We start from the raw sequence: 26,855 nt of genomic DNA on the forward strand, positions 1-26,855 counted from the left end.
CGATCTTTTATGAATAACCCTGTGGAAAAACCCTGGATTCTCGGCCTGACCGGTGGCATCGGCAGCGGCAAAAGCGCGGCGGCCCAGCATTTCATCGACTTGGGCGTGCACGTCATCGACGCCGATCACGCGGCGCGCTGGGTGGTTGAACCCGGTCGTCCGGCATTGGCTAAAATTGCTGAACACTTCGGCCCTGGCGTATTGCAGGCCGACGGCACGCTGGACCGAGCGGCCCTGCGCAAACTGATCTTCGAAAATGCCGAGGAGCGTCGCTGGCTCGAAGCGCTGCTGCATCCACTGATCGCAGACGAGATCGCTCATCATCTGGCCCAGGCACAATCGCCCTACGCGATTCTGGTCTCGCCGCTGCTGATCGAATCGGGCCAGTACACCATGACCCAGCGGATCCTGGTGATCGACGCGCCGGAACAGTTGCAGATCGAACGCACCTTGCAGCGTGACCAGACCAGTGAGCAGCAGGTCCAGGCCATCCTCAAGGCCCAATCCAGCCGCCAGGATCGCCTGAGCCATGCCGACGACGTGGTGGTCAACGACCGCGACCTCGCCTGGCTACACAGCGAGGTCGAGCGCCTGCATCACTTTTACCTTACTTTGCGTGGAGGCCAATCATGAGCCAAATTCCAACCGTTGATTGCCCAACCTGTGGCGCCCCTGTGGAATGGAGCCCGGAGAACACCTTCCGGCCGTTCTGCTCCGATCGCTGCAAACTGATCGACCTCGGCGCCTGGGCGTCGGAAGAACACAAGATTCCGGTCAGCCCCGATGCCGAGGATGAGCTGTTCAGCGAAGATTTCGAGCCTCGCTCGCACCATTAAGGCATTAAGGCATTAAGGCATTAAGGCCGCATGAAACCGTAGTCCTGCTCATCGTCGAGATTTTCCGCCAGGAAACTCAACTCATCGGCCAAATCTTCAACGCTGCGCACTGTCTTGCTCTGCTGCACAATCGCACTGAGCAAGGCACGCAGGCTCAAGCCCGGGTCGAAACCGATCTCCATGGCCGCATCGTGGCTACGCCTGATCTCTTGTCTCGCCCACTCATAAACACTCATGGTTGTACTCCTGGAAGTTTTCCAGAGCATGAAGGGCGCCTGCCCGGCCAGCCTTGATGTGAATCAAGGCTTGTCATCATCGTTCCAGGGCGCCGACAGGTAGCGCGTGCGGTTGAACGTCTCCAGCCATTCAGGGCTGAACACCACCAGCGCACTGATCACCATGCCGTTGATGAAGGCCTCGGGGAAGATGATCAGCCAGAGATAGCCGATGAAATCCTCGAGCCAGTAAGGCATGGCGAATATGCCGTCGTACCACAACAGGCCAAGCCCCAGCAGCAAGCACAACAATGCCGAAAGCGCCGCGGCGAGAAATCCCGAACAGAAGATGTACACGAACAAATTGCGCGGCTGGGCGCGCTCCACCAGGATCGCGCAACACTCGGTGACCAGCACTGGCAACAGGATCAACAATGCACCGTTGACGCCCACCGCCGCCATGTCCTGGCGGCCCAGCAGCACCAGCGCAAGTTGGGCAAAAAGGCCGCCGAGAATCGCCAGCGGCCAGTCCAGCAGCAGGGTCACGGCGGTCATGCCGATAAAGTGATACGAGACGCCCGTGTCGAAATCCCGTCGCACCAGCCACAACAGGAACAGCGCCAGCACCGTGCCGAACAGCAAGTGCTGGCGACGGTTGTCAGTGAACAGCTCGACCCACGGCGCCCGCGCCACGGCCCAGACCAACACCGGCACATAAATCAGCCAGCCGCCCGCCAGGGTCTGCGGTGAGAGCAGCTCGGCACCGATCATGGGACTACTCCTTTGCTTGTCCGTGCATCAAACGGGCTGTTGTGGCGAGGGAGCTTGCTCCCGCTCGAGCGCGAAGCGGTCGCAAATTCTTTTGGGTCTGCTTCGCAGCCCGACGGGAGCAAGCTCCCTCGCCACGGTTACTTCAAGCCAGCAGTCTACACCCCACCCACAATGTCCATTAATCAACGCAACGCTTTCAGCTTGTCGCAATTGAACGCTAAGCTTGGGCTCATGGATGATTCCGATTATTTACGCCTGCTGACCATCGCGGCCGAGCAAGCCAACGCCTTTCTCTCCAATGCCCGCAAATGGGAGCGTGAGCGTTGGGTCTGCCAGCGTCTGCTGCAAGGGCTGAACGTGCCCTATCGCGCCGACGAGTTCGCCCCCGCGGGAGAACCGCCGGACGTGTTGTTTCGGGATGCCAACTTCGAGGTGTTTTTCGTCCTCGACGAAGGCCGGCGCCTCAATGATGAGTGGCGCGACGAACTGCAACGCCGGCGCAGCGCCTTCTCCCTGAGCCAACTGGTGCGCCGCGAAGCCAAGCCCCGGCGGATCCCGGCCAATGAGTTCCTGATGCGGCTGGCTCCAACCCTGCGCAAGAAAGCCCACAACTACACCGAGCGCGGCATGGACCTGGGGGACCTGGATATCATTGCCTTCGCCAGCCTCAAGCGCGAAGTGCTGGACCTCAACAGCCACTTCCCACCGCCCACCGAATACCTGCGCCAGGGTTGGCGCTCGCTGTCGCTGGTGGGGCCGACGTTCGCCCGGGTGCTGTTCGCCCACCCCGACGCGCCGGATTTCCTACGGGGCAACCTGGGACGCAGCATCGTGTTCGATGTCGGGATAAGCCTGTGAGCCCGTTACAGGAACTGATCGCCGCCGTGCCCCAGCAAGGCCGCGTACGCTGGATTGGCGTACGCCCCCAAGGCCATGCACCCATGCTCGAACTGGACGCCGTGGAGGCACGCCTGGAGGCCGGCCTGACGGGCGACCATGCCCGTCCCGGCGTGCGCAATGCGCGGCAAGTCACCTTGATTCAATGGGAACACCTGGCCGTGATCGCCTCGCTAATGGGACGCCCGGCTGATCGCCCCGTGTTACCGCAAGAACTGCGCCGCAACATCGTGGTCAGCGGTATCAATCTGTTCAGCCTCAAGGGCCGGCGCTTCCGCATCGGCCAGGCCCTCTTCGAAACCACCGGCTGGTGCCAACCGTGCGCGCGACTGGAGCGCAACCTGGGGGAAGGTACGTTCCAGGCCGTACGCGGCCATGGCGGAATCACCGCACGGGTGATAAAAAGTGGAATCATTCGCCTGGACGACCGCTTGAGTGTCGAACCCGTTCCGGCGAGCGGCTACGCTGCTTTCAATGCCGGATAGCCAGACGCTGTAGCGTCTACACCTTTCGCAACGTCTACCTGACGAGGCCTTTATGACCAGCCGCCTGAACCCAGATGACCAGAAGCATGTCGAAGAGTACCTGCAACTGTCCCAGCACCGAGTCGAGCGCCGGCCTTTCCGGCCGTGGATGCTCCTGGTGGTGGTACTGGCCGTGACCATCGGCCTGGGCCTGTTGAGCCGACTGATCAGTTACCTGACGCTATGAAGCGCATCGCGCTCGCTCGGGTAACGGCACCGATTTCCTTTAGCCTTGCGAGATATCCCCATGACTCATCGTATTGTCATCGTTGGCGGCGGCGCCGGCGGCCTGGAGTTGGCTACCCGCCTGGGTAAGACTCTGGGCAAGCGTGGCACGGCCAGTGTGATGCTGGTCGACGCGAACCTGACCCACATCTGGAAACCGCTGCTGCACGAAGTGGCCGCCGGATCCCTGAACTCCTCCGAAGACGAACTCAACTACGTCGCCCAGGCAAAATGGAACCACTTCGAGTTCCAGCTGGGGCGCATGAGCGGTCTGGATCGCGAGCGCAAGCGAATCCAACTGGCCGCCACCTATGACGAAGCCGGCCTGGAGCTGTTACCGGCCCGGGAGCTGGGCTACGACTCCCTGGTGATTGCCGTCGGCAGCACCACCAATGACTTCGGCACCGAAGGCGCGGCGCAGCACTGCCTGTTCCTGGATACCCGCAAGCAGGCCGAGCGCTTCCATCAGCAATTGCTCCACCACTATCTGCGTGCCCACGCCGGACAGACCGATATTGTCGAGCGCATCAGCGTCGCCATCGTCGGCGCCGGTGCGACCGGTGTCGAACTGGCGGCCGAGCTGCACAATGCCGCTCACGAACTGCACGCCTATGGCCTGGACCGGATCAAACCGGAGAACATGCACATCACCCTGATCGAGGCGGGTCCACGGGTCTTGCCAGCGCTGCCGGAGCGTATCGGCGGGCCGGTGCACAAGACTCTGGAGAAACTCGGAGTCAACGTCATGACCAACGCTTCCGTCAGCCAGGTGACCGCCGACAGCCTGATTACCGCGGACGGCCAAGTGATCGACGCGAGCCTGAAAGTCTGGGCCGCCGGGATTCGCGCCCCGGATTTCCTCAAGGAAATCGACGGGCTGGAAACCAACCGGATCAACCAGCTGCAAGTACTGCCGACACTGCAGACCACCCGCGACGAGAACATCTTCGCCTTCGGCGACTGCGCCGCCTGCCCACAACCCGGCAGCGATCGCAATGTTCCGCCCCGCGCCCAGGCCGCGCATCAGCAGGCATCGCTGCTGGCCAAATCCCTGAAGCTGCGTATCGAAGGCAAGGCCCTGCCGCACTACAAATACACCGACTACGGCTCGCTGATTTCGCTGTCGCGTTTCTCGGCGGTAGGCAACCTGATGGGCAACCTCACCGGCAGCGTGATGCTCGAAGGCTGGCTGGCGCGGATGTTCTACGTGTCGCTGTACCGCATGCACCAAATGGCGTTGTACGGCCTGTTCCGCACGGCGATGTTGATGCTGGGCAGCAAGATCGGGCGTGGCACCGAGCCACGGCTGAAGTTGCACTGAGGCCTGACTGACGATTGCGCTGGATCAGCAATATTGATGCTGAATGATCCACCGCAATCGCGAGCAAGCTCGCTCCCACAGGATGACCGCGATCAGCTGTGGGAGCGAGCTTGCTCGCGATGAGGGCAGTACAGTCAATGCTAACTTCGGGCAGGACCTCTGTCCGAGCTATCCATCAATCAAACCTGAAACCGCTGCACCATCGTGCGCAACGAATTCGCCAGTTGCGACAACTCATGGCTGGAGGCACTGGTCTGGCCCGCGCCGGAAGCCGAGCGCACCGACAAATCACGAATGTTCACCAGGTTGCGATCCACCTCGCGAGCCACTTGCGCCTGTTCTTCGGCGGCGCTGGCGATCACCAGATTGCGTTCGTGGATTTCATTGACCGACGTGGTGATGGTCTGTAGCGCTTCGCCCGCCCGCTCCGCCATCGCCAGGGTACTGGCGGCGCGACTGGAACTGGCCTGCATGGAATCGAGCGCCTGGGTGGCGCCGCTGCGCATGCCCTGGACCATTTGCTCGATTTCCTGGGTCGATTGCTGCGTGCGATAAGCCAACGCCCGCACCTCATCGGCCACTACCGCAAACCCACGACCGCTTTCGCCGGCCCGGGCCGCTTCAATGGCCGCATTGAGGGCCAGCAGGTTAGTCTGCTCGGCGATGGCGCGGATCACGTCCAGTACCTTGCCAATGTCCTGCGATTGGTTGGCCAGGGACTGCACCAGGCCGCCGGTCACCTGCACATCGCTGGCGAGGGCGCCGATGGCGCCGACCGTGTCGCTGACCCGCTGCTGCCCAAGGGATGCCGACTCACTGGACTGGCGCGTGGCGTCAGAGGTGGAAACCGCATTGCGCGCGACCTCTTCCACCGCCGTGGTCATTTCGGTGACAGCCGTGGCGGCCTGTTCGATTTCGTTATTCTGTTGTTGCAGGCTCTGGGTACTGTCGAGCGTGACCGCATTCAACTCATCGGCGGCGGTGGCCAATTGCGCCGCCGAGCCGCTGATGCCCTGCAAGGTTTCCCGCAGGTTCTGCTGCATGGTCGCCAGCGCCTTGAGCAAGCGGCTCACTTCGTCGTTGCCGTGGGTCTCGATCGGTCGAGTCAGGTCGCCTCGGGCTACGTTCTCTGCGGCATTCAGCGCCTCGCCCAAAGGCCTGACGATGCTGCGGGTGAGCAGCATGGCCAGCACGACCGTGGCCAGGGCCGCGAGCACCACGAACAGGCTGACGATCATCCGGGAATTGGCGTAGTGCTCCTGGGACTTCTGGCTCTCGATGGAGACTTGTTTGGAGAACAGCTCGGCCAGATCATTGAGCTGTTTACCGGAACCGTCCACCACGGTCTTCATGTCCACCAGCAGCAGCTTGATCAGCTCGTCCCGACGCCCCTGCTCTGCCAGGGTGAAGGATTGCGCGATACCGGTACGGTAAGCGGCAAAGGTCTGCTTGAACTGGTCGTAGAGGGCCTTGCCTTCAGGGGTGACGACGAGCTTTTCGTAACTGGCGATTTTTTCGCTCAGCTCCTTGTCGCGCGTGTCCATTTGGCCGCGGTACACCGGGATGTTCTTCGGGTCCTGGTCCAGGGCCATGCGCAGGGAAATCGTACGGATACGCAACATCCATTCACGGATCTCGTCACCGCCACGGATGCTGGGCAGCCATTGGGTCTCCACGGCGACTTCACTGTCACGGATGCTCGACATCTGCCCCAACGCAAACACCCCGAGCAACGCCACCAGCAGGGCGATCAAGGCAAAACCCAACGCCGCACGGGGGGCGATATTCAGCTGACGAAGAAACATAACGAGGTGCCTTTTTTATTGTTTGCCTGAAATAGGGCGGACGTCCGTGCCCCTGTCGGCGTGTTATCGGCAAGTTGTACGACGACTTGAGGGATTTACATTTTTCGCAGGCAAAAAAAATCCCCGTATCTTTCGATACGAGGATTTTCAATATGGTCGGGGTAAGGGGATTCGAACTCCTGACATCCTGCTCCCAAAGCAGGCGCGCTACCGGACTGCGCTATACCCCGGTAAAAAAAAGGCGACCTTCGCAAGTCGCCTTCTCGATCAGCGCTTTTGGCCTCTGATCTTAAGATTCGATTCCAGCGAGCTGGTTTCAAAAATGGTGGGTCGTGTGGGATTCGAACCTACGACCAATTGGTTAAAAGCCAACTGCTCTACCAACTGAGCTAACGACCCAAAGATGGTCGGGGTAAGGGGATTCGAACTCCTGACATCCTGCTCCCAAAGCAGGCGCGCTACCGGACTGCGCTATACCCCGATTGAAATGGCTCCGTGACCAGGACTCGAACCTGGGACCCAATGATTAACAGTCATTTGCTCTACCGACTGAGCTATCACGGAACTGATATTTCAAGTTACAACGTTGAAGCTAGCTTCAACCTCTTCTACCCTTACGCATCGCTGCGTTCGTGTGTCTGAGGCGCGCTATTCTACAATCTTAAAAACCTCTGTCAACCCCTTAAATTGCTTTCAAGACAATGATTTGCAACTTATTTCGGGTTCTTTCTCAGGGAGAAGTAACCCTTGGGGGTGACGTACTGCGGGGCGCACTTTACAAGCCTTTTCCTTTGAGTTCAACGGCCTGATGAAAAAAATGGCGCTTGGAAGCGAGCCCTCATAAATCAGGAAAAGAACACCCGTCGTGGCGAGGGAGCTTGCTCCCGCTGGGTCGCGTAGCGGCCCCTCAAAAAGCGAGGAGTGCTTCGCCCTCCAGCGGGAGCAAGCTCCCTCGCCACAAAAGCCCAGACAATCGCCTCAGTTGAAGACGATTTCGTCGTTCTCCACAGTGCCCGTCACGGTTTCGCCTGGCATGAAGCGACCGGACAGAATCAACTGCGCCAGCGGGTTTTCGATCCAGCGCTGGATCGCCCGCTTCAACGGCCGTGCACCATAGACCGGGTCGTAACCCACGGCGATCAACTTGTCCAAGGCCTCGCTGCTCAATTGCAGCTTCAGCTCGCGCTCGGTGAGGCGGCTGCGCAGGCGACCGAGCTGGATCTCAGTGATGCCGGCGATCTGATCACGGGCCAGCGGCTCGAAGATCACCACTTCATCCACCCGGTTGATGAACTCCGGCCGGAAGTGGGTGGAAATCGCATCCATCACCGCAGCGCGTTGCGCCTCGCGGTCCCCCACCAACTCCTGGATTTGCGCCGACCCCAGGTTGGAGGTCATCACAATCACCGTGTTGCGGAAGTCCACCGTACGCCCGTGGCTATCGGTGAGGCGGCCATCCTCCAGCACTTGCAACAGAATATTGAACACATCCGGGTGGGCCTTCTCGACCTCATCGAGCAGGATCACCGAGTACGGCTTGCGACGTACCGCTTCGGTCAGGTAACCGCCCTCTTCATAGCCCACGTAACCCGGAGGCGCACCGATCAGCCGGGCCACGGAATGCTTCTCCATGAATTCGGACATGTCGATGCGCACCATCGCTTCTTCCGTATCGAAGAGGAACTCGGCCAGCGCCTTGCACAGCTCGGTTTTACCAACACCGGTCGGGCCGAGGAACATGAACGAACCGCTCGGACGATTCGGGTCCGACAGCCCGGCACGGGACCGGCGCACGGCGTTGGAGACCGCCACTACCGCTTCTTCCTGGCCAATCACGCGCTGGTGCAGCAGGCTTTCCATCTTCAGCAGCTTGTCGCGCTCGCCTTCGAGCATTTTCGACACGGGAATGCCGGTCCACTTGGAGACCACTTCGGCAATCTCTTCCTCAGTGACCTTGCTGCGCAGCAACTGGTTTTCGCTCTTGCCGTGCTGGTCGACCATTTGCAGGCTGCGCTCCAGGTCCGGGATCACCCCGTACTGCAGCTCGGCCATGCGGTTGAGGTCGCCTTTGCGGCGGGCCGCTTCCAATTCCTGGCGGGACTGTTCGATTTTTTGCTGGATCTGCGCCGAACCCTGGACTTCGGCTTTCTCCGAGTTCCAGATCTCTTCGAGATCGGAATATTCGCGCTCGTGACGAACGATTTCTTCCTGCAACTTCTCCAGGCGCTTCTTCGCCGCTTCGTCACTTTCTTTCTTCAAGGCCTGGGATTCGACCTTGAGCTGAATCAGGCGCCGCTCCAACCGATCCAGCACTTCGGGCTTGGAGTCGATTTCCATGCGGATGCGGCTGGCCGCCTCGTCGATCAGGTCGATGGCCTTGTCCGGCAATTGCCGGTCGGTGATGTAGCGGTGGCTGAGCTTGGCCGCGGCGATGATCGCGCCGTCGGTGATCGCCACCTTGTGGTGAACTTCGTAGCGTTCTTTAAGGCCGCGCAGGATGGCGATGGTGTCTTCTTCGCTCGGTTCCTCCACCAGCACTTTCTGGAAGCGCCGCTCCAGCGCCGCATCCTTTTCTATGTACTGGCGGTACTCGTTGAGCGTGGTCGCGCCGACACAGTGCAACTCGCCACGGGCCAGCGCCGGCTTGAGCATGTTGCCAGCGTCCATCGAGCCTTCACCCTTGCCCGCACCGACCATGGTGTGCAATTCGTCGATGAACAGAATGATCTGTCCTTCCTGCTTCGACAGTTCATTGAGCAGGGATTTGAGCCGTTCTTCGAACTCGCCACGGTACTTGGCACCGGCGATCAACGCGCCCATGTCCAAGGACAGCAGGCGCTTGCCCTTGAGGCCATCCGGCACTTCGCCGTTGATGATGCGTTGGGCCAGGCCCTCGGCGATGGCGGTTTTACCCACGCCAGGCTCACCGATCAGCACTGGGTTGTTCTTGGTACGGCGCTGCAGCACCTGGATCGTACGGCGGATTTCGTCGTCGCGACCAATCACCGGGTCGAGCTTGCCTTCCTCGGCGCGCTTGGTCAGGTCGACGGTGTATTTATCCAGCGCCTGGCGGGACTCCTCGTGGTTGGCGTCGTTCACCGCTTCGCCGCCACGCAGGTTGTTGATGGCATTTTCCAGGGCTTTCTTGCTCACGCCCTGGCCCAGCAGCAATTTGCCGAGCTTGCTGTTCTCGTCCATGGCAGCGAGCAGCACCAGCTCGCTGGAAATGAACTGGTCGCCCTTCTGCTGGGCCAGGCGATCCGCCTGGTTGAGCAGCCGCGCCAGATCCTGGGACATGTTCACATCCCCTGTCGGATTCTGGATCTTGGGCAACTGGTCGAGTTCTTTGGTCAACTCTTTACGCAGGCTGCTCACGTCAAAGCCTACCTGCATCAGCAGTGGCTTGATCGAGCCGCCCTGCTGCTCGAGCATGGCCTGCATCAAGTGCGCCGGTTCGATACCGGGATGGTCGAGGCCGACGGCCAGGGACTGGGCATCGGACAGGGCCAACTGCAATTTGCTGGTTAAACGATCAATACGCATGGGTCACCTTCCTTTTGAGCAGGCCGGACCTAAAAACATCCTGAATGAAGAAACCTGCCAGATACCGTTATAGATGTGGTCGATTCTGGAAGATTCAAGCAGTGCACTGTTGATGCAGATCAGAGAAGTCTAGCGTTCGATCCAAATCAGGGAGGCGAAGCGACCGGTGCGCGGATTGCGGCGGTAGGAAAAGAAGCGTGAGTCAGTCACGGTGCATAGACCCCCACCGTAGACGGCCGTGACGCCCCGTGCCGCCAGCCGCAGACGTGCCAACGCATAGATGTCGGCGAGGAACTTGCCGGCGTTGTGGCTCGGGACGAAGGCCTGTGCCGCCTGGGGCAACTGCGCGATGAAGGCTTCACGCACCTCGGGCCCGACTTCGAACGCTTGCGGGCCGATGGCCGGGCCGAGCCAGGCAAGGATTTCATCGGCGGGGTCTTCGAGGCTGTCCAGGGTGGCCTCCAGCACGCCATTCGCCAATCCGCGCCAACCGGCATGGGCCGCCGCGACGCGGGTGCCGGCACGGTTACAGAACAGCACGGGCAAGCAGTCCGCCGTCATCGCCGCGCACGCGATACCCGGCGTGGCGGTCCAGCTGGCATCGGCGGTTGCCACCTGGTCCGGGTCGGCCTCGACCACGGCAATGCCGTGGACCTGCTGCAACCAGGCCGGGGTGATGGCGAAGTGATCGGTGAGACGGCGACGGTTTTCGGCGACAGCCGCCGGGTCGTCGCCCACATGATCGCCCAGATTGAGACTGTCGAACGGCGCCAGGCTGACGCCGCCCTCACGGGTGGTGACGCAGGCCTTTACCCGGCCCGGCGCGGGCCAGTCGGGTATCAGCCAGTCACTCATCCGATGAACGCCTCGCGATCCTGCTTGAGCAAGGTCAGCAGCCAGACGAAGTCATCCGGCAACGGCGACTCCCAGCTCATGCGTTTACCGGTGGTCGGATGATCCAGCTCCAGGAAACGCGCGTGCAGCGCCTGGCGCGGGAAGTTTTTCAGCGATTCGACCATGGTCTGGCTAGCCGCCGGCGGAATGCGGAAACGTCCACCGTAGGCTGGGTCGCCCACCAGCGGGAAGTTGATGTGGGCCATGTGCACGCGAATCTGGTGGGTACGGCCAGTTTCCAGCTTGACCCGCACATGCGTGTGGGAGCGGAAGCGTTCGAGCACGCGGTAATGACTCACCGCCTGCTTGCCGCCCTCCATTACCGCCATGCGTTGGCGCTGTTGGCCGTGACGGCCGATGGGTGCGTTGATCTTGCCACCGGCGGTGACCACGCCGATCACGATGCATTCATAGATACGGCTGACACTGCGGCTTTGCAGCTGTGTGACCAGTTGTGTCTGCGCCTGGATGGTCTTGGCCACCACCATCAGACCGGTGGTGTCCTTGTCCAGGCGATGCACGATGCCGGCGCGCGGCACATTGACGATACCGGGAACATGGTGCAGCAGGGCGTTGAGCAGGGTGCCATCGGCATGACCCGCCGCCGGGTGTACCACCAGACCCGCAGGCTTGTTGATCACCAGGATGTCATCGTCTTCATAGACGATGTCCAGGGCGATGTCCTGGGCGACCCATTCTCCCTGGGCCTCCTGTTCGGCAGTCAGCTCGAGGATGGCACCGCCATGGACGATGTCACGCGGGCGGATCACCGCCCCATCCACAGTCAGGCGGCCGTCCTTGATCCAGGCGGAAAGGCGCGAGCGAGAGTGCTCGGCGAAGAGTTGTGCGGCGACTTGATCGAGGCGTTGGCCGCCCAATTCGGACGGCACCTCTGCGCGAAGTTCTATTTTATCGGACATGCTCGGACTGGGCGTCGGCACAGCCTTTGGTTTCGGCTGCGCGCTTGTGGTTAAATACGGCGTCTTTTGCCCCGAGGCTTTTCAACGGGGCGCTCATCATAACAGGACGGCCCCGCCCAAGACAGCGGCCGTCATAGGGACGCAAGCCGCCATGCAAGTGAAACACCTGCTGCTGATCGCCATCCTCGCATTGACTGCTGCTTGCTCGTCGAAGGAAGTCGTAGACGAAAACCTGAGCGAAGTCGAGCTGTACCAACAGGCGCAGACCGACCTGGACAACAACAGCTACACCAGCGCCACAGCCAAGCTCAAGGCGCTGGAGTCGCGGTATCCGTTCGGGCGCTACGCCGATCAGGCTCAACTGGAGCTGATCTACGCCAACTACAAGAACGCCGAGCCGGAAGCTGCAAAATCCGCCGCCGAGCGCTTCATTCGCCTGCACCCGCAGCACCCGAACGTCGATTACGCCTATTACCTCAAGGGCCTGACCTCCTTCGACCAGGACGTCGGCCTGCTGGCGCGCTTCCTGCCGCTGGACATGACCAAGCGTGACCCGGGCGCCGCGCGCGACTCCTACAACGAGTTCGCCCAGCTGACCAGCCGCTTCCCCAACAGCCGCTACTCGCCGGACGCCAAGCAGCGCATGATCTACCTGCGCAACCTGCTGGCCTCCTACGAAATCCACGTGGCCGACTACTACCTGACCCGTCAGGCCTACGTCGCCGCCGCCAACCGTGGCCGCTACGTGGTGGAGAACTTCCAGGAAACCCCGTCGGTGGGCGACGGCCTGGCGGTGATGACCGAAGCGTACCAGCGCCTGCACCTGGACGACCTCGCGGCCACCAGCCTGGAAACCCTCAAGCTGAACTACCCGGATCACCCTTCCCTGGTCGATGGCCAGTTCACCCCACGGGTTGACGAAGCCGACAACCGTTCGTGGCTGAGCAAGGCGACCTTGGGCCTGATCGAGTCCCGTCCGCCGCTGCCGCCGGGTGAAACCCGCGCAAACCAGGACGTGCAGCGTCAGTTCCAGGATGCCAAGGAAGCCATTCCGAGCGAGCTCAAGCCTAAAGACGAAAATGGCGACGTGATCGAAGAAGAAGAGCCTGAAAGCGAGTCCAGCGACCGTTCCTGGTTCAGCTACATGACCTTCGGCGTGTTCGACTGATCAATCGAAAAAACCTGACGCTGATGACTCCCACGCTCCGCGTGGGAACGATCAACTCAAAAAGGGAGACCCACGGTCTCCCTTTTTTGTGCCTGGCCTTTATTGCGCTGTGCGCCGTTCCAGTCCTTTGGCTAAACTGCCGGATCACTCGCCAGAAAGCCGCCCATCATGCTTCGTTTACTGATCTTGTTCGCTGTCGTTGCCGCCGCCATATGGATCTTTCGCGGGGTGAAGTCCGGCCCCCGGGCGTCGCGTTCCACTCCGGAGCAAGACGCACCGCCCATGGTTCGTTGCGCCCATTGCGGCGTACACCTGCCTCGTGACCGGGCGCTGGCCCTCGAACAACAATGGTATTGCAGCCAGGCTCATCTCGAGCAAGGCCCAGGCACCCGTGAGCGCTGAGGCCTCAAGCCCGCGCGTCAAACAGGCGCAGCGCCTGCTGCGTCTCTATCACCTGTACCGCCTGAGCATCGGCATCACCCTGGTGCTGCTGATCTCCAGCAACATGGACAATCGCCTGCTGGAGTTCGCCAACGACGACCTGCTGCGCAGCGGCAGCTGGTTGTACCTGGTGCTGAACATCCTGCTGGTGGTGTTCCTTGAAAACACCCGCCGCCCTGCCCGGCTGTTCGGCCTCGCCCTCACCGACGTGCTGTTGCTGTCGTGGCTGTTCTTCGCCGCTGGCGGCGCCCCCAGTGCCATCGGCAACCTGCTCATCGTCTCGGTCGCCATCGGCAACACGCTGTTGCGCGGTCGAATCGGCCTGTTGATCGCCGCCGTCGCCACGATTGGTATCGTCAGCTCGACGTTCTTCCTCGGCCTGAGCGATTCGAACCGCCCCAGCAGTTACTTGCAGGCCGGCACCCTGGGGGCGTTGTGTTTTGCTGCCGCCCTGCTGGTACAAGGCCTGACCCGGCGACTGGAAGCCAGTGAAACCCTGGCCGAGCAACGCGCCAGCGAAGTGATCGGCCTCGAAGCGCTCAACGCGCTGATCCTGCAACGCATGCGCACCGGCATCCTGGTGCTGGATCGCGAGCGCCGGGTGCAACTGGCCAACGAAAGCGCGCTGAACCTGCTGGGCATGCACGATCTGGTCGGCCAGCCGATCGACGACTATTCCATGGCCCTGGTGGAGCGCCTGCAACTCTGGCTGAACAACCCCAGCCTACGCCCGCAGAGCCTGACCATCAGCGGCACCGGCCTCACCCTGCAACCGAGCTTCATCGCCCTGGGACACAACGACCAGCATCAGACCCTGGTATTCCTCGAAGACCTGGCCCAGGTCGCCCAGCACGCCCAGCAACTCAAACTCGCCTCCCTCGGGCGCCTGACCGCCGGTATCGCCCATGAAATCCGCAACCCTTTGGGGGCGATCAGTCATGCGGCGCAATTGCTGCGCGAATCCGAGGAACTGAACGACGCGGATCGACGTCTGACGCAGATTATTCAAGACCACTCCCAACGAATGAATCGCGTCATTGAAAACGTCCTGCAACTGTCCCGCCGCCAGCAAACCACGCCCCAACGCCTGGATCTGCGGGCCTGGCTCGCCCAGTTCGTCCGCCAAGCCCACGAAAGCGCAGCCGAGCACCAACAATTGCACCTGAGCATCGACCCGGGCGACTACACCACGCTGATGGATCCCGACCAGTTGACCCAGGTGCTCGACAACCTGTTGCGCAACGCCTGGCGCCACAGCGCCATGCTCCATGAACAGGCCGAGGCCTGGCTGAAACTGTTCATCGACCCCCATAGCCAGCTATCCACACTGGATATCCTCGACAACGGCCCCGGCGTCACAGCGGAGCAGCAAGCGCATCTGTTCGAGCCCTTCTTCACCACCAGCAACCAGGGCACCGGCCTTGGGCTCTATCTGTCCCGTGAGCTGTGCGAAAGCAACCAGGCCCGCCTAGACTTCAAACCACGCCAAGGCGGCGGCTGCTTTCGCATCACCTTTGCTCACGGACGGAAACAGATTTGAATATTCGCTCACGGCAACGAATCCTGATCGTCGATGACGAACCGGACATCCGCGAACTCCTGGACATCACCCTGGGAAGGATGAAACTCGACACCCGCAGCGCCAAGAACCTCGCCGAGGCCCAAAGCCTGCTGATGGCCGAAGCCTTCGACCTGTGCCTGACCGACATGCGCCTGCCCGATGGCACCGGCCTGGAACTGGTGCAACACATCCAGCAGCGTTACCCCCAACTTCCCGTGGCGATGATCACCGCCTACGGCAGCCTGGAAACCGCCATCGACGCCCTGAAGGCCGGGGCCTTCGACTTCCTGACCAAACCGGTCGACCTGGGCCGCCTGCGAGAGCTGGTCACCAGTGCCTTGCGCCTGCCATCCGTCGCCACACCGGCCACCACCATCGAGCGCTGCCTGCTGGGCGACTCCCCACCGATGCGCAGCGTGCGCAAACAGATCGAAAAACTCGCCCGGAGCCAGGCACCGGTGTACATCAGCGGGGAGTCAGGTTGCGGCAAGGAACTGGTTGCCCGATTGATCCACGAACAAGGTCCCCGCACCAACCAGCGTTTTGTACCGGTCAACTGTGGGGCGATTCCCACCGAGCTGATGGAAAGCGAGTTTTTCGGCCATCGAAGAGGCAGCTTCAGCGGCGCCATCGAAGACAAACCCGGATTGTTCCAGGCCGCCCACGGCGGGACCCTGTTCCTCGATGAAGTGGCCGACCTGCCCTTGGCCATGCAGGTCAAACTGTTGCGGGCGATCCAGGAAAAAGCCGTGCGCGCCGTTGGCGGCCAGCAGGAAGAAGTGGTGGATGTGCGCATCCTCTGCGCGACCCACAAGGACCTGGACGGCGAAGTAGCCGCCGGGCGCTTTCGCCAGGACCTGTACTATCGGCTGAACGTCATCGAACTGCGTGTGCCGCCATTGCGTGAACGCCGCGAAGACATTGGGCTGCTGGCCGAGCACATGCTCCAGCGCCTGGCGGCCAACGCCGGCAGCCCTGCGGTCAAGCTTCATCCCCAAGCGCTGGATGCCCTGCGCAACTATCGCTTCCCGGGCAATGTGCGGGAACTGGAGAACATGCTCGAACGGGCCTACACCCTTTGTGAGCATCAACAGATCGAAGCCGACGACCTGCGCCTGGCCGAGGGCAATGGCAGCGCTGAGGCGGGCAATCCCGACTTGATGCAGGTCGACAATTTGGAAGACTACCTGGAAGACGTCGAACGCAAACTCATCCTCCAGGCCTTGGAGGAAACCCGCTGGAACCGCACGGCGGCGGCGCAGCGGTTGAAGTTGTCGTTTCGGTCGATGCGGTATCGGTTGAAGAAGTTGGGGTTGGATTGAGCCACGGTTTTCAAGCCCATGCTGCCCCCGTGGCGAGGGAGCTTGCTCCCGCTGGGCTGCGCAGCAGCCCCGAACCTGGCACCTCGGTGTGTCAGGTTGATTGAGTCGCTGCTTTTGGGGCTGCTGCGCAGCCCAGCGGGAGCAAGCTCCCTCGCCACAGGGGCTGTGTTCGCCTTGGCAGCTTTTCTAGCCCTTCGCCACCGGCACCTGCTCGTCCAGCGCACGATTGGCCAATAACTCACTCAACTCGATCAGCTGTTGCACACCCAATGCAACATGCCGTCGCGAGCCGTTAAGCTCGAAGGCCAGGTCGCTGATTGTTGCATTGGCGGAGGCAAGGGTTTCGCTGAGGTTGGCGAGGAGGCATTCGGTGTCTATGCCTTCCACGACGGTGAATAGCTGGTTTGAGGGTGGTTTCTTTTTGGCTTCGGGCTTTGGGGCTAGGTAATAGTCGAGGGCGCGCTGGGCGGCTTCGTCGAGCTTTTGAGGATCGAGTCCATTTTGAGCTGATGAGGAATCGGTTTCGGGGGGATTGGGTGTGACCTTGATCATCGTGCATCTCCAAGATATGGAGCTGCCACTGATCGCCGCGACGCGATTGGAAGTGGCAGCTGTACGCAGGTTCGCGGACCGAACTTGGAGCCTCCGGCATACCCGAAGGTATCCCACGCACAGCCAGCCATGACAGAACGACAAATACCGAAGTACTGTCGTCGGCTGGAATTATGCACCAAGTTAGCGGGCCGCGACGCCCGGACGCTGAATTGGCAGCGACAGGGGGAGGTTAGCCAGAGCCCTTCCCACTCGGCAACCGCCAGAACTCGTCGGAAATGTCTGCTTAAATTAGAAGGTTGTCCGACCATTCCCACAAATTCTGATTTGGCTGTCAGGGCATCGGGAGTGTGTATATCCGTTTCTGCGGTAACGGCTACTTACGGTTCCGCCCTTACGGCGGGTCACTTTCGAAAATCCGGAAGCCGGCCCAGGCGAAAGTAACCAAAGCGCTTTTGCCCCACCACTCGGCACCTCGCCTAGGCTCGGTGTGCCCGAACGCAGGCATTGCTCCGTGGGCCCGCCGCGAAGGGCCATCCATGGCCCAGCGCGGCTATCCCGGCATCCATGCCGGGATGCCCACTGCGCAATGCCTGCGTTCGGCCAGCGTGGTTAATGGGGCGCCGAGATCAACGTCCGGTGCGAGGCGGCCTTATAGCCGACCTGGTTCTTGATGGAGACCGCGTTTCTCCTGTGGGAGCGGGCTTGCTCGCAAAGGCGATGCCACTGTCGATGAGGATGTTGCGTTTGCTGGCCTCATCGCGAGCAAGCTCGCTCCCACAAGGGATGGGTGGCGTATACAAAATTTGTAGCTGTTGAAGGTCTAAATGTGGGAGCGAGCTTGCTCGCGATGACGGTAGGAAATCCAACCGCTATGTCAAGGAATTACCGCTATCGCGAACAGGCTGAGGCTATGAAGACGCGACCGCAGTCAATCAGGATGCCGTATGTACCGGCCTCTTCGCGAGCAAGCCCGCTCCCACAATTGGGTCGGAGTACGACAAAAGAGACAGGTCGGCTCTCAGGCCGCCTCGCGTCGGACGTTGATCTCGGGCGCCCCATTAACCACGATGGCCGAACGTAGGTATTGCGCAGAGGGCACCTCGGCATGGATGCCGAGGTAGCCGCGCAGGGCCATGGATGGCCCTTCGCGGCGGCCCACGGAGCAATGCCTACGTTCGGGCATGCCGAGCCTAGGCGAGGCACCGAGTGGTGGGGCAAAAGCGTTTTGCTTACTTTTGCGCTTCTCAAAAGTGAGCCGCCGTCAGGGCGGAACCCTAAGCCGCCGTTACCGCAGAAACGGATATGTACTCAGTAAAAATGCCCCAAACCTACAACCGCCCCGCCAACGCATAGGGAGCAGGATCAATCACCGCCTCCCGCCCCAACATCAGATCCGTAAACAACCGACACGACGCAGGCGCCAACACCAACCCATTGCGATAATGCCCACAATTCAACCACAACCCCGCAAACCCCGGCACTTCGCCAATATAGGGAATACCCTCCGGAGACCCAGGCCGCAGCCCAGCCCAATGGCCAACCACCTCAGCCCCCGCCAGCGCCGGAATCAACTGTTGCGCCGAAGCCTTCAGACTGTCCAAAGCAGCATCGGTCGGCGTCTTGTCGAAGCCCTCGCGCTCCAGCGTACTGCCAACCAGAATATGCCCATCGCGACGAGGAATCGCATAACGACCCTTGGCCAACACCATGCTCGATAAAAAATCCGACGCACACTTGTACAAAATCATCTGGCCCTTGACCGGCTCGACCGGCAACTTCAGCCCCAGCGTCTTGAGCAACTCACCGCTCCAGGCGCCTGCGGCCAGCACCACCTGATCGCCATGTATCGGCCCCACCGAGCTGTCCACCCCGACGACACGCTCACCCTCGCGAATGAACCCACTGACTTCACAGTGCTCATGAACCGTGACATTGGGCAGCGCCAGCAAGGCAGCCTTGAGGGATTTCACCAAGCGCGGATTACGCACGTTGGCCACATCGGCCATGTAGATCGCCCGGGAAAAACCCGCCCCCAGAACCGGCACAGCATCATGAACAGCGGAGATATCCACAGCCCGCAGCGGACGCCCTTCCCGCTCGGCCCAGGCCAGCGCCTCTTCCTGATCGTCCAGGTCCAGCCAATACAGGCCGGTGACATGCACTTGCGGATCGATCCCCGTGGCCGCAAACAAACGCTCGCCCAATTGTGGATAAAAATCCTGCGACCAATGGGCCAGCGCGGTGACCGCCGGGCTATAGCGCCACGGGTACAGCGGCGAAACGATACCGCCGCCGGCCCAGGACGACTCCTGGCCGAGACTGGAGCGGTCCAACAGCACCACACGCTGCCCCTCGGACGCCAGATTGAACGCCGTCAGCAGGCCGATGACTCCGCCGCCGACAATCACCACTTGCTGTTGCCTGGTCATGTTTTGATTCGACTCATAAGACAGAGGGCGCAAGCGTGCACCCGAATAAAAAACTCAGCGGCCCCAGCAATCCTTGGCGGTCAGCCCGGCAGCCTGGTTGACCATGTCTCGCGTGCCTGTGTTGTTGATCCTGAAATCACCGCACTTGTCCGTGGCCATGGACGAACCGCTCTTGCGCACGGCGGTCAGGGTGAAGCTTTGGTCCGCCAGTGTCTGGGTAATGGTATAAAAATCGTTGCCGCTGCTCAGGCCTGTGGCGTTGGTGTAGACGTTATTCTTCGAGTAATAACGTTCAAGAATTTGCGCCTGCTGCGCCAACAGCCCGGCGATTTCAGTACGTCGGCCCTTCTTCATGTATTCGGTCAGGCTCGGATAGCCGATGGTGATCACAATACCGATGATCGCGATCACGATCATGATTTCGATCAAGGTGAAACCCCGGTTGGATCTGTGCATACCTTACCTCTCACTGAATTTGTCGCCACATGATGCGACGGCTGCCGCCAACGGTTTTTTCCAGCAACTCGGTGATGTTGCCGCTGGAGTCGTTGACGATCATGTTGGTGGCCCCGCTGGCGCTGACGACGGCACTCAAGGTCGGGATACCGCCGGTGAAGACCACCCCGCTGGAAATCGTGTCGAGGGTATTGAGCGCACCGTCACCGTTGGTATCGAGCACCGCGTAGTTGAGCATCTTACCGTTGAACGCATCCACTTCGATCAGTTTGCCGGTACCGAAGCTGGCGCATGGGTCGGTGGTGTCCACGGCGGCCGTGGTAAAGACCACGCGCCCGCTCACCAGATTGGCCGGGTTGATCACCCGCTCGCCGGTCAGCACGTTGTTGTACACCAGGGGCAGGTACCAGCCCTTTTTCGAAGGATAAGCCACGTCGTTCTGGCTGGTGGTCACGAACTGCCCCGTGGTGCCTGAGAACACCCCGGTGATGGACTGCGCCTGCAGGCTCGATACAGTGATTTGCCCGGCGCCGCCGGTGGCGTCCCAGATCGAGTAGAACCCTTGCAGGTCCTTGTTGAGTTTGTCCGCCGTTTCGTTGAACTTGCCGGTGCCGAAAAATACCTGGGTACCGCCCTGCGGATTGTCTGCCAGCAACGGTTGAACGGTGATCGGCTGGGTCGCGCCACCGGGCGCGGTGAACAACGGCTGGCCGGCAAACGCCACGCCCCAAGCGGTCGGGGAAGTGCCACTGAGGTCGAATTTCCACATCCTTCCTCTCAAGTCGCCCCCGTACGCAGCCTGCACCACGTTCTGGGAATTGACCCGCAGCTTGACCGACGACAGGCCGTTATTGGTTTCGCTGCTGTTGATGACGATTTTCCTGATCAACGAACCGTCGCGGATGTCCACCACGTACAACGCCGCCACGCCGCTGTTGCTGCCATAGCCATTGGAGATGAACGCCGCCCAGCGTCCATCCGCCAGGCGGGCGACTTCGGGGTGGGCGTAGGCGTAGCCCAGATCATTGAAGGCGTTGGCCGTGTTGGCAACGGCCGGTGCGCTGATTTCCCACAGCGCCCGAAATGCATTGCCCGCCGCCGCATCGAACAGCTGGACCGCGAAGAACGTCTTGCCTCCGGCGCCAGTGCCGCCCACGGCCACCGTCTTCCAGGCACTTCCCGATTGCGTATCGAACACGCCGATCTGGCCATCCACCAAGAACTTGTGGCTCACACCATTGATGTAGGTGGTATCGGCAATGTCCTGCAACGAGGGCAGCACGCTCGACGGCATGTAGGCGTAACGCCGCGTACCGTTGGCACTGTTGATGACACTGAAAAAACCGTCGTTGGCGTTCACCACCAGGTTGGCGCTCATGTTCGTCGCCTTGGTCGTCAGATACGTGCTGTAGCTGGTGTCGTTGAGCAAATCCGCGGCGGTCTGCTCATTGGGCGATGCCAGCACCAGTGGCGAGTTGATGATGTCCCCCAGTAACACGCTGCGCACCTTCAAGCCGGTTTTGTTGACGCCCTTGCTCCACTCCACCAGATCGTTGCCGGTGATTCCCGTGGGCAGGTTCTGGTTGAGGCTGGTTTGCTGGGCCGGTGAAAAGTTAGCGTAGGCCAAGGTCACAGGCGCATTGGTCGCGGTATTCCACGACTGATAAATCGGCGCCGTGGCGCCGGGCACGATGGCCGTGTCGGTGGTCCATTGCACTGCAGCCCTGTTGACCGTGCCGGCCGAGGTGAAGCCGAACGCCCGGATGGTCCCGCGCCAGTCCTTGGGGTCATACGTGGTCTGGTAGTAGCTGGAGGTACTGGACAACGTGGCGGCATTGGTCGTGCCAGCGCCCCCGGACCCGGCCTTGGAGGTGATGTCGCTCAGGGCAGAGGCCAACGCCGAGTTGAGGCCTTCGCTGTCGGTCGCTTGGTAATACTTGCCCGCCCCGTAGCGGGCGGCGTCGGAGAGCATTTGATTGGTGGCGGTAAAACCCACGGTGTAGGTGTTCAGGTACTGCCGATTGAAATCCGTGGCGTTCCAGCTCTGGCCGGTGGCGTCGGTGCCGGTGGAGCGCATGTCGATGTCGAAGGCGAACTTGGCGATGTCGTCCAGGTAGAGCGTGTCGCCCTCGCTGTCACCACTGGGGTTGTCGCCATCGTTGGTGCTGATGCCATCCCAGTTGGGCAGCCGGGCGCCGCCCGTTGGGGTACCCTGCGGGTCGTTGGTGGGGAATGTCCGGTCATAGGTGGGCAACCCGTCGGTGATCACCACGCCGAAGTTTTTCTGGCAACGGTACTGGATCGGGCTGGTATAAGTGCTCGGCGTGCCGTTGTAGTACGGCGCCATGCCCCTGAAGTAACGGGTGACTTCGTAATAGCTCTCGGCCAGCGGCGTATTCGCGACGGCACCCAGCGCGTTGATGGCGTTGATCAGGGCAGTGTAGTTGGTGTTGGCCTGGGTCTGGGTCACGCTGCCGCTGACCGGTGACAGATCGCTGACCGCACGGGCGATGTAGCCCCCAGGACCTGAGTTGTTGCTGTTGGGCGGGTTGAAGGTGGCAAGGCCAATGCGCAAGGCGCGGTTAGCGGCGACCAAGTCGTTGGAGACATCCCGTGCCACGTTGATTCGATAGTCGTTGGGGATCGTGCCGGTGGTGAAGTCCCGGCTCGATCCGTTGGCCAGGGTCACCAGATACGCCAGGTATTTACCGGTGTAACGGGTATTGCCGCCTCCCACAGGATCTGGCAACCGAAGACAGACCCGCCCAATGCTGGGTCGATAGAAACCGTACCAGCCAGACGAGCAGCCGCCCCGCAACAGACCTACCAACAGGATGTTCGAATCTTCCAGGTCCAGCTCATACCTGTCGTTACAGTTGTTACTGGCGCTGCAAGCATAAGTGCGCGTCTGTGTCGCCGCCGGATCAAACCCCGCCGCCCAGATAATATTATTCATACTCCCCGAATCATCGATCAGCAGCATCACGTTCGGCGTAACCGCAGCCGCACTCAACAGCGGCGAATCCGAGGGCGTGAACGCAAACGCCGGGGCCGCCAGGTAAAGGCTGAGCAACGCGCCCCACAGCGCCTGCATCCAATTGCGGCGCACCTTAGTACTTCGCATAAATGCTCTCCACCACGCTGCGCTGGTTATTCCCCACCACAGCCACCGCCGTGATCCTGTACAGCGTCGCCGACGTATTGCTGGGCACATTGACCGCCGCGAGCGTGGTGCCAATGTTCTGCACCCCATAAAACCCGCCAGCGGCGGCGACCCAGGTCACTCCCGACAATGAGTTGCGCCCGGCTACCGAGAGGGTCGCCGACTCAGCCGGAGGCGCACATTGCGTTGTGGTGGTACACACCGCCAGCGCATAGGTCTCGACCTGCACCGCACTCTCGCCCATCCTCAGCGCCGCCTCGGCGATCTGGAAAGACTGGTTGCGCAGCATGACGCTGCTGGTCATCTTTTCCTGGAGCGTGGCGCTCTGCATCGACGACAGGCCGATCAGCGTCAGCAGCAACAGGAAAACCAGGCTGACCAGCAAGGCCATGCCGCGCTGGCTGTGTTTGATGGACGTCGTATTCATCAAGCGCCCCTCACAAGAGCCGGTTGCGCAAAGCGGCAACCACGTTGAAGGTCTGCTCGCGCACGGCGTTCTTCGGATCGAAGAGCGTCAGGGTCAGGCGCACGCTGCGAATCAGGGCCGGGTCCGCCGGATTGCTGCTGTAGCTCGACGCCGCGGTGGCCGACGCGCTACCGGCCACGCCGAACGTCACGTTGAACGTTCGCACGTTGTCTACCAGCACCGCCTGGGTCGGGTTGCCGGCACCGGTGCCCATCAGCAACTGGTTATTACTGAAGCTGTAGACCAGTCGTCGTATCGGAAACGCCAGCTGCCCGGTCGCGGGTGCCCGTACGCCGGTGTAGGCGGTGGCCGAGGTGCGGCAATCGGAGACGACGGTCCACGTCGGCGCACCGCCGCCACTGCCGACATCCGTCGTCACCAGGGTCAGTTTCAGGTTGGCGTTGTCCCAGCGGATCGGCGTGATCTGACTGGCATTGAAATCCCCCGCCGTGGAAGCATCGGTAATGGTTCCCAGACAACCGAACATGCCCACCATGCGCAGCTCCTGGACCATTTTGCTCAGGGCGAACCGGGCATCCTCCTGCATCACCGCCGCGGCACCCTGGCTGATGTAGGTGTTTTTGGCCGCAATGAAAATCTGCACGACGCCCAGCACGACGATCAGGCTGAGCACCAGCGCGATCATCAATTCAATCAGGCCGAATCCCCGGCAATGCCTGCTCATGGCGGCGTCCCCAGCGGGTCGACGGCGGCACGACTGGTCAGTACAAAGCTGCGTCGCGCCTCGGCCGCATCGGACGTGTTGGCGGCTCGGTCGTCGTCCCAGGAAATGGTAATGGTGTAGACCCGCTGGTTCAGTCGTATGGTGCCCGTGGCCGTGGCACCGCCGAAGGCAATGATGTTGGTCTTGAAGTCGTAGAGGTCCTGGTCACGCGCCACGTTAAGGTTTGGTGAATTGGGTGGCGTGATGGTGTAGTCGGCACCGGAATTGGCGCGAATACGGTCCAGGATGTCGTAGGCGATGAAGCTGGCCTGGCTGGTCATGCGCGAACTGTCGGTGTACTTGAGGGCATTGAGCTGGATCATCGCCGCCCCCAGCATGCCCACGCCGAGGATCAGCACCGCCACCAGCACCTCGATCAGCGTCATGCCCGCCTGTGCCCTGTTACTGCAATCCTTCATCCGCACCCACCACCCAATACGATTCGTCCATTGAGGCAAACACTCAGCGTCCGGCTCTGCGCCCCCCTTACATAATTGAAACTCACCGGCACGGCCAGGGCCGACAACCCGCCAAGGCTGTTGAAATCGATGCTGGTCACCTCCAAGCTTAGTGTCAGAGTGACGCCGCTGCCCATCGCTGGAATAACCCGCAATACATTGGCCGGCGAGCCAGTACTGTCGTACACCGTGAGTTCGCCGCTCCAGGCCCCGCCCTCGGCCGTGGGGCGAATTCGAATGGTGGTACCGCGATCGATCGCCTCCATCCGGGCGAAGTTCAGTGCCCGGCGCAGATCGCCGATCTCGGTATCGGCCTTGGTGCTTTGCATCGATCCAGTAAACGCCGGTACCGCCATCGTGATCAGGATCAGCAGCACACCCAAGGCCACCAGCACCTCGATCAGCGTGAAACCTTTTGTACGAGGATCCATCGGTGCCCTCCGTTGCCGTCGGCTATACCTGCTTCTACACGCTAGAACAAACCACCGCTGTGTGCCCAATACTGCCCTGTGGCGAGGGGATTTATCCCCGCTGGGTTGCGCAGCGGCCCCCAAACCAACCTACGCAGGGTGTCAGGTTGGATCGTAATCAGCTTCATTGGGGCTGCTGCGCAGCCCAACGGGGATAAATCCCCTCGCCACAATGGGCTATTAATCTTGAATCCGCTTCACATTCTCCAGGGAGGAGATGTCATGCACCAACAGGGCTTCAGCCTGATCGAGCTGCTCATGGGACTAGTGATTGCGGCAATTGTTCTGCCGTGGGCCTGCGCAAGCTATACAGCGCTGGTCGAAGCCACCGAACGCAAAGACGCCGCGCAGTTGCTGGCCAGTGGTTTGCGTAGCGCCCGCAGTGAAGCCATCACGCGCAACCGGACCGTCGTGATCAGGGGGATAGACAACGATTGGGGCCGAGGCTGGCGGATCACCCTGGACGACAAGGAGAAGACATTGCTGATGGAGCGCAGCGGCCGCGCGCGCGTGATAGGCAACTGGCCGGTGAAGCGCTCGGTGAGGTTCGGCAGCCAAGGGCAAGCGCTGCTGCCCAGCGACGCATTCCAGGCTGGCACACTGCATGTCTGCGCCAAACGCGAGCCGGTCAGTCACCATCAGGTGGTGCTGGCGCGCAGCGGGCGCATCAGCCTGCGCAGCGAAAAAACCGAGCAGGCCTTGTGCGAAAAAGGCTTAAAGCAGGGAGCGAACGCGTAGTTCCTTGGGCATGGAGAAGGTGATGTTCTCCTCGCGCCCGGCCAGTTCATCGGCACCGGTGGCGCCCCAGGCCTGCAATTGCTGGATCACGCCGCGTACCAACACTTCCGGCGCGGAGGCACCGGCGGTGATACCGATACGCTCGACGCCATCGAACCAGCTGCGCTGCATGTCCTCGGCACCGTCGATCAGGTAGGCCGGGGTGTCCATGCGCTCGGCCAGTTCCCGCAGGCGATTGGAGTTGGAGCTGTTCGGGCTGCCGACCACCAACACCACGTCACACTCGTTCGCCAGTTGCTTGACCGCGTCCTGACGGTTTTGGGTGGCGTAGCAGATGTCGTCCTTGCGTGGGCCGCCAATGGCCGGAAAGCGGGAGCGCAGGGCGTCGATCACACGGCTGGTGTCGTCCATGGACAGGGTGGTCTGGGTGACAAAAGCCAGGCTTTCTGGATTACGCACCTGCAAGGCCGCGACGTCATCCTCGTCTTCGACCAGGTAGATCGCACCGCCATTTTGGGCGTCGTACTGGCCCATGGTGCCTTCGACTTCCGGATGGCCTTCGTGGCCGATCAGGATACATTCGCGACCGTCACGGCTGTAGCGCGCGACTTCGATATGCACCTTGGTCACCAGTGGGCAAGTCGCGTCGAAGACCTTCAGGCCACGGCCGGCGGCTTCGGTCCGCACCGCCTGGGAAACCCCGTGGGCGCTGAAGATCACGATGACGTCGTCCGGCACCTGCTCCAGTTCCTCGACGAAAATGGCCCCGCGACTACGCAGGTCTTCGACGACGAATTTGTTGTGGACCACTTCGTGGCGCACGTAGATCGGCGGCCCGAAGACTTCCAGGGCGCGGTTGACGATTTCGATCGCCCGGTCCACACCGGCGCAGAAGCCACGGGGGTTGGCGAGTTTGATTTGCATGCTGTGCCTCGTGTCTTGCGCGCAAGAAA

Annotated in this window: 27 protein-coding genes, 4 tRNA genes and 1 pseudogene; 11 read left to right on the forward strand and 21 right to left on the reverse strand. The window is 61.3% G+C overall.

What is annotated here, in order from left to right; genetic code table 11:
- Positions 1-9 precede the first annotated feature (9 nt).
- Together coaE and yacG are read left to right on the forward strand one after the other, a co-directional pair.
- Positions 10-633, forward strand: a complete 624-nt coding sequence (gene coaE, locus CD58_RS24320; protein ID WP_025215528.1) for a dephospho-CoA kinase — start codon at positions 10-12, stop codon at positions 631-633.
- Positions 630-836 (forward strand): DNA gyrase inhibitor YacG, encoded by a 207-nt coding sequence (yacG, locus tag CD58_RS24325; protein WP_025215529.1) that lies wholly within the window; start codon positions 630-632, stop codon positions 834-836. The genes coaE and yacG overlap by 4 nt, the downstream gene beginning before the upstream one ends.
- Before the next feature lie 20 nt (positions 837-856).
- Here the strand turns inward: yacG and CD58_RS24330 are convergent, their stop codons facing one another.
- Complete coding sequence (locus CD58_RS24330) at positions 857-1,072, reverse strand: hypothetical protein (RefSeq protein ID WP_003185533.1); 216 nt, start codon at positions 1,070-1,072, stop codon at positions 857-859.
- A 63-nt stretch (positions 1,073-1,135) separates the two neighbouring features.
- Positions 1,136-1,822, reverse strand: coding sequence for an energy-coupling factor ABC transporter permease (locus tag CD58_RS24335; RefSeq protein WP_025215530.1), 687 nt, complete (start codon positions 1,820-1,822; stop codon positions 1,136-1,138).
- Positions 1,823-2,053: 231 nt separating this feature from the next.
- Between CD58_RS24335 and CD58_RS24340 the strand changes: the two genes are divergently transcribed.
- Genes CD58_RS24340 through CD58_RS24355 form a run of 4 tightly spaced genes read left to right on the forward strand, consistent with a single transcriptional unit; the run spans position 2,054 to position 4,789 of the window.
- Positions 2,054-2,680: a DUF1780 domain-containing protein gene (locus tag CD58_RS24340; protein WP_025215531.1), complete on the forward strand. Its 627-nt coding sequence runs from the start codon at positions 2,054-2,056 to the stop codon at positions 2,678-2,680.
- Positions 2,677-3,204 carry an MOSC domain-containing protein gene (locus tag CD58_RS24345; RefSeq protein ID WP_025215532.1) on the forward strand — a complete coding sequence of 176 codons (528 nt, stop codon included), beginning with the start codon at positions 2,677-2,679 and terminating at the stop codon, positions 3,202-3,204. The genes CD58_RS24340 and CD58_RS24345 overlap by 4 nt, the downstream gene beginning before the upstream one ends.
- 52 nt (positions 3,205-3,256) lie before the next feature.
- Entirely contained in the window at positions 3,257-3,430 is a 174-nt protein-coding gene (locus tag CD58_RS24350) for a DUF3094 domain-containing protein (RefSeq protein WP_003185543.1), read from the forward strand.
- Between the two features lie 60 nt (positions 3,431-3,490).
- The gene (locus CD58_RS24355; protein WP_025215533.1) at positions 3,491-4,789 is read left to right on the forward strand and encodes an NAD(P)/FAD-dependent oxidoreductase; all 1,299 of its coding nucleotides are present in this window, start codon (positions 3,491-3,493) and stop codon (positions 4,787-4,789) included.
- A 179-nt stretch (positions 4,790-4,968) separates the two neighbouring features.
- On the opposite strand, the gene CD58_RS32030 is transcribed toward CD58_RS24355, so the two are convergent.
- The 9 genes and pseudogenes from CD58_RS32030 to rluD all read right to left on the reverse strand — a co-directional run bounded on the left by CD58_RS32030 (position 4,969) and on the right by rluD (position 11,951).
- A complete protein-coding gene (locus CD58_RS32030; RefSeq protein ID WP_413776659.1) occupies positions 4,969-5,832 on the reverse strand; it encodes a methyl-accepting chemotaxis protein in 864 nt (287 codons plus the stop codon).
- Positions 5,824-6,594, reverse strand: a pseudogene (locus CD58_RS32035) (MCP four helix bundle domain-containing protein); the annotation flags it as partial. The pseudogene CD58_RS32035 and the gene CD58_RS32030, both read right to left, overlap by 9 nt.
- A gap of 153 nt (positions 6,595-6,747) precedes the next feature.
- Positions 6,748-6,824, reverse strand: a tRNA-Pro gene (locus CD58_RS24365).
- A 93-nt stretch (positions 6,825-6,917) separates the two neighbouring features.
- Positions 6,918-6,993, reverse strand: a tRNA-Lys gene (locus tag CD58_RS24370).
- Between the two features lie 5 nt (positions 6,994-6,998).
- Positions 6,999-7,075: transfer RNA gene (locus CD58_RS24375), tRNA-Pro, on the reverse strand.
- Between the two features lie 7 nt (positions 7,076-7,082).
- Positions 7,083-7,158 (reverse strand) — tRNA-Asn (locus CD58_RS24380).
- Positions 7,159-7,572: 414 nt separating this feature from the next.
- Positions 7,573-10,137, reverse strand: a complete 2,565-nt coding sequence (clpB, locus tag CD58_RS24385; RefSeq protein WP_025215535.1) for an ATP-dependent chaperone ClpB — start codon at positions 10,135-10,137, stop codon at positions 7,573-7,575.
- Positions 10,138-10,266: 129 nt separating this feature from the next.
- Positions 10,267-10,992: a peptidoglycan editing factor PgeF gene (gene pgeF, locus CD58_RS24390; RefSeq protein WP_025215536.1), complete on the reverse strand. Its 726-nt coding sequence runs from the start codon at positions 10,990-10,992 to the stop codon at positions 10,267-10,269.
- On the reverse strand, positions 10,989-11,951 hold the full coding sequence (gene rluD, locus CD58_RS24395; protein WP_025215537.1) for a 23S rRNA pseudouridine(1911/1915/1917) synthase RluD: 963 nt from the start codon (positions 11,949-11,951) through the stop codon (positions 10,989-10,991). Before rluD ends, pgeF begins: the two co-directional genes overlap by 4 nt.
- A 151-nt stretch (positions 11,952-12,102) precedes the next feature.
- On the opposite strand from rluD, the gene CD58_RS24400 reads away from it, so the two are divergent.
- From CD58_RS24400 to CD58_RS24410, 4 genes are all read left to right on the forward strand, one after another.
- Positions 12,103-13,119, forward strand: coding sequence for an outer membrane protein assembly factor BamD (locus tag CD58_RS24400; protein WP_025215538.1), 1,017 nt, complete (start codon positions 12,103-12,105; stop codon positions 13,117-13,119).
- A 168-nt stretch (positions 13,120-13,287) separates the two neighbouring features.
- Positions 13,288-13,521 (forward strand): PP0621 family protein, encoded by a 234-nt coding sequence (locus CD58_RS29575; RefSeq protein ID WP_025215539.1) that lies wholly within the window; start codon positions 13,288-13,290, stop codon positions 13,519-13,521.
- Positions 13,511-15,100 carry a two-component system sensor histidine kinase NtrB gene (locus CD58_RS24405; protein WP_025215540.1) on the forward strand — a complete coding sequence of 530 codons (1,590 nt, stop codon included), beginning with the start codon at positions 13,511-13,513 and terminating at the stop codon, positions 15,098-15,100. The genes CD58_RS29575 and CD58_RS24405 overlap by 11 nt, the downstream gene beginning before the upstream one ends.
- Complete coding sequence (locus CD58_RS24410; RefSeq protein ID WP_025215541.1) at positions 15,097-16,443, forward strand: sigma-54-dependent transcriptional regulator; 1,347 nt, start codon at positions 15,097-15,099, stop codon at positions 16,441-16,443. The genes CD58_RS24405 and CD58_RS24410 overlap by 4 nt, the downstream gene beginning before the upstream one ends.
- A gap of 186 nt (positions 16,444-16,629) precedes the next feature.
- Here the strand turns inward: CD58_RS24410 and CD58_RS24415 are convergent, their stop codons facing one another.
- From CD58_RS24415 to CD58_RS24455, 9 genes are all read right to left on the reverse strand, one after another.
- On the reverse strand, positions 16,630-16,995 hold the full coding sequence (locus CD58_RS24415) for a DUF6124 family protein (protein ID WP_025215542.1): 366 nt from the start codon (positions 16,993-16,995) through the stop codon (positions 16,630-16,632).
- A gap of 1,021 nt (positions 16,996-18,016) precedes the next feature.
- Complete coding sequence (locus tag CD58_RS31145; RefSeq protein ID WP_158482165.1) at positions 18,017-18,181, reverse strand: hypothetical protein; 165 nt, start codon at positions 18,179-18,181, stop codon at positions 18,017-18,019.
- Positions 18,182-18,326: 145 nt separating this feature from the next.
- The gene (gene thiO, locus CD58_RS24425; RefSeq protein ID WP_025215544.1) at positions 18,327-19,427 is read right to left on the reverse strand and encodes a glycine oxidase ThiO; all 1,101 of its coding nucleotides are present in this window, start codon (positions 19,425-19,427) and stop codon (positions 18,327-18,329) included.
- A 54-nt stretch (positions 19,428-19,481) separates the two neighbouring features.
- Complete coding sequence (locus CD58_RS24430) at positions 19,482-19,883, reverse strand: type IV pilin protein (RefSeq protein WP_025215545.1); 402 nt, start codon at positions 19,881-19,883, stop codon at positions 19,482-19,484.
- A 10-nt stretch (positions 19,884-19,893) separates the two neighbouring features.
- Positions 19,894-23,007: a pilus assembly protein gene (locus CD58_RS24435; protein ID WP_025215546.1), complete on the reverse strand. Its 3,114-nt coding sequence runs from the start codon at positions 23,005-23,007 to the stop codon at positions 19,894-19,896.
- The gene (locus CD58_RS24440) at positions 22,994-23,473 is read right to left on the reverse strand and encodes a pilus assembly PilX family protein (protein ID WP_025215547.1); all 480 of its coding nucleotides are present in this window, start codon (positions 23,471-23,473) and stop codon (positions 22,994-22,996) included. Before CD58_RS24440 ends, CD58_RS24435 begins: the two co-directional genes overlap by 14 nt.
- A 10-nt stretch (positions 23,474-23,483) precedes the next feature.
- Positions 23,484-24,197, reverse strand: coding sequence for a PilW family protein (locus CD58_RS24445; protein ID WP_025215548.1), 714 nt, complete (start codon positions 24,195-24,197; stop codon positions 23,484-23,486).
- Positions 24,194-24,655: a type IV pilus modification protein PilV gene (gene pilV / locus CD58_RS24450; protein ID WP_025215549.1), complete on the reverse strand. Its 462-nt coding sequence runs from the start codon at positions 24,653-24,655 to the stop codon at positions 24,194-24,196. The genes CD58_RS24445 and pilV overlap by 4 nt, the downstream gene beginning before the upstream one ends.
- Positions 24,652-25,125, reverse strand: a complete 474-nt coding sequence (locus tag CD58_RS24455) for a GspH/FimT family pseudopilin (protein WP_025215550.1) — start codon at positions 25,123-25,125, stop codon at positions 24,652-24,654. The genes pilV and CD58_RS24455 overlap by 4 nt, the downstream gene beginning before the upstream one ends.
- A 261-nt stretch (positions 25,126-25,386) precedes the next feature.
- On the opposite strand from CD58_RS24455, the gene CD58_RS24460 reads away from it, so the two are divergent.
- Positions 25,387-25,902, forward strand: a complete 516-nt coding sequence (locus CD58_RS24460; RefSeq protein WP_025215551.1) for a GspH/FimT family pseudopilin — start codon at positions 25,387-25,389, stop codon at positions 25,900-25,902.
- On the opposite strand, the gene ispH is transcribed toward CD58_RS24460, so the two are convergent.
- Entirely contained in the window at positions 25,879-26,826 is a 948-nt protein-coding gene (ispH, locus tag CD58_RS24465; RefSeq protein WP_025215552.1) for a 4-hydroxy-3-methylbut-2-enyl diphosphate reductase, read from the reverse strand. The two genes, CD58_RS24460 and ispH, sit on opposite strands and share 24 nt — an antisense overlap.
- Between the last annotated feature and the right edge of the window lie 29 nt (positions 26,827-26,855).

This window comes from Pseudomonas brassicacearum, from assembly GCF_000585995.1.
Lineage (GTDB): Bacteria > Pseudomonadota > Gammaproteobacteria > Pseudomonadales > Pseudomonadaceae > Aquipseudomonas > Aquipseudomonas brassicacearum_A.

What these genes read in the sequence shown, in the direction of transcription:
- coaE (WP_025215528.1), top strand. Translation starts at nt 10, where the DNA reads ATGAATAACCCTGTGGAAAAACCCTGGATTCTCGGCCTGACCGGTGGC.
- yacG (WP_025215529.1), top strand. Translation starts at nt 630, where the DNA reads ATGAGCCAAATTCCAACCGTTGATTGCCCAACCTGTGGCGCCCCTGTG.
- CD58_RS24330 (WP_003185533.1), bottom strand. Translation starts at nt 1,072, where the DNA reads ATGAGTGTTTATGAGTGGGCGAGACAAGAGATCAGGCGTAGCCACGAT.
- CD58_RS24335 (WP_025215530.1), bottom strand. Translation starts at nt 1,822, where the DNA reads ATGATCGGTGCCGAGCTGCTCTCACCGCAGACCCTGGCGGGCGGCTGG.
- CD58_RS24340 (WP_025215531.1), top strand. Translation starts at nt 2,054, where the DNA reads ATGGATGATTCCGATTATTTACGCCTGCTGACCATCGCGGCCGAGCAA.
- CD58_RS24350 (WP_003185543.1), top strand. Translation starts at nt 3,257, where the DNA reads ATGACCAGCCGCCTGAACCCAGATGACCAGAAGCATGTCGAAGAGTAC.
- CD58_RS24355 (WP_025215533.1), top strand. Translation starts at nt 3,491, where the DNA reads ATGACTCATCGTATTGTCATCGTTGGCGGCGGCGCCGGCGGCCTGGAG.
- CD58_RS32030 (WP_413776659.1), bottom strand. Translation starts at nt 5,832, where the DNA reads ATGCAGCAGAACCTGCGGGAAACCTTGCAGGGCATCAGCGGCTCGGCG.
- clpB (WP_025215535.1), bottom strand. Translation starts at nt 10,137, where the DNA reads ATGCGTATTGATCGTTTAACCAGCAAATTGCAGTTGGCCCTGTCCGAT.
- pgeF (WP_025215536.1), bottom strand. Translation starts at nt 10,992, where the DNA reads ATGAGTGACTGGCTGATACCCGACTGGCCCGCGCCGGGCCGGGTAAAG.
- rluD (WP_025215537.1), bottom strand. Translation starts at nt 11,951, where the DNA reads ATGTCCGATAAAATAGAACTTCGCGCAGAGGTGCCGTCCGAATTGGGC.
- CD58_RS24400 (WP_025215538.1), top strand. Translation starts at nt 12,103, where the DNA reads ATGCAAGTGAAACACCTGCTGCTGATCGCCATCCTCGCATTGACTGCT.
- CD58_RS29575 (WP_025215539.1), top strand. Translation starts at nt 13,288, where the DNA reads ATGCTTCGTTTACTGATCTTGTTCGCTGTCGTTGCCGCCGCCATATGG.
- CD58_RS24415 (WP_025215542.1), bottom strand. Translation starts at nt 16,995, where the DNA reads ATGATCAAGGTCACACCCAATCCCCCCGAAACCGATTCCTCATCAGCT.
- CD58_RS31145 (WP_158482165.1), bottom strand. Translation starts at nt 18,181, where the DNA reads ATGCCCGAACGTAGGCATTGCTCCGTGGGCCGCCGCGAAGGGCCATCC.
- thiO (WP_025215544.1), bottom strand. Translation starts at nt 19,427, where the DNA reads ATGACCAGGCAACAGCAAGTGGTGATTGTCGGCGGCGGAGTCATCGGC.
- CD58_RS24430 (WP_025215545.1), bottom strand. Translation starts at nt 19,883, where the DNA reads ATGCACAGATCCAACCGGGGTTTCACCTTGATCGAAATCATGATCGTG.
- CD58_RS24435 (WP_025215546.1), bottom strand. Translation starts at nt 23,007, where the DNA reads ATGCGAAGTACTAAGGTGCGCCGCAATTGGATGCAGGCGCTGTGGGGC.
- CD58_RS24440 (WP_025215547.1), bottom strand. Translation starts at nt 23,473, where the DNA reads ATGAATACGACGTCCATCAAACACAGCCAGCGCGGCATGGCCTTGCTG.
- CD58_RS24445 (WP_025215548.1), bottom strand. Translation starts at nt 24,197, where the DNA reads ATGAGCAGGCATTGCCGGGGATTCGGCCTGATTGAATTGATGATCGCG.
- pilV (WP_025215549.1), bottom strand. Translation starts at nt 24,655, where the DNA reads ATGAAGGATTGCAGTAACAGGGCACAGGCGGGCATGACGCTGATCGAG.
- CD58_RS24455 (WP_025215550.1), bottom strand. Translation starts at nt 25,125, where the DNA reads ATGGATCCTCGTACAAAAGGTTTCACGCTGATCGAGGTGCTGGTGGCC.
- CD58_RS24460 (WP_025215551.1), top strand. Translation starts at nt 25,387, where the DNA reads ATGCACCAACAGGGCTTCAGCCTGATCGAGCTGCTCATGGGACTAGTG.
- ispH (WP_025215552.1), bottom strand. Translation starts at nt 26,826, where the DNA reads ATGCAAATCAAACTCGCCAACCCCCGTGGCTTCTGCGCCGGTGTGGAC.